Origin of the sequence: Paenibacillus sp. O199 (assembly GCF_001636635.1) — a bacterium.
Classification (GTDB): domain Bacteria; phylum Bacillota; class Bacilli; order Paenibacillales; family Paenibacillaceae; genus Paenibacillus; species Paenibacillus marchantiae.
Genome location: NZ_LGRP01000102.1, coordinates 1 through 531 on the forward strand (window position 1 = coordinate 1; position 531 = coordinate 531).

At 52.0% G+C, this 531-nt stretch carries 4 tRNA genes; all 4 read right to left on the bottom strand.

The features are described 5' to 3' along the window. Window positions 1–133: 133 nt before the first annotated feature. Window positions 134–205: transfer RNA gene (locus tag A6049_RS32290), tRNA-Glu, on the bottom strand. A gap of 4 nt (window positions 206–209) precedes the next feature. After that, window positions 210–285: transfer RNA gene (locus A6049_RS32295), tRNA-Asn, on the bottom strand. A 1-nt stretch (window position 286) separates the two neighbouring features. Beyond that, a tRNA-Ala gene (locus A6049_RS32300) sits at window positions 287–362 on the bottom strand. A gap of 28 nt (window positions 363–390) precedes the next feature. Beyond that, window positions 391–464 (bottom strand) — tRNA-Ile (locus A6049_RS32305). Between the last annotated feature and the right edge of the window lie 67 nt (window positions 465–531).

Consider the following 531-nt stretch of genomic DNA (forward strand, 5'->3'; position numbering starts at 1 on the left):
CTAAGCCTCCATATATATGACCCGTAGGGGATACTCTCACTTCGTTCGAGACTGCGAAGCCATTGCTAACGAAGTTTATCCACCGACGAACCTTTGGGATTCTCATCCCATTTTAAGCTAATAAATATAGCTATGACCCGTAGGGGATTCGAACCCCTGTTACCTCCGTGAAAGGGAGGTGTCTTAACCCCTTGACCAACGGGCCTTAATGGCTCCCCGAACAGGGCTCGAACCTGTGACAACTCGATTAACAGTCGAGTGCTCTACCAACTGAGCTATCAGGGAATGGTGGAGCCAAGCGGGATCGAACCGCTGACCTCCTGCTTGCAAGGCAGGCGCTCTCCCAGCTGAGCTATGGCCCCATACACTTTAGTATATCTGGTATTACTATGGGCCCTGGTGGACTCGAACCACCGGCCTCACCCTTATCAGAGGTGCGCTCTAACCAACTGAGCTAAGGGCCCCTATGAAAAATCGAAAAAAAATACCCCAAAGGGGTTTCGCTTGGCGGCGTCCTACTCTCCCAGGACC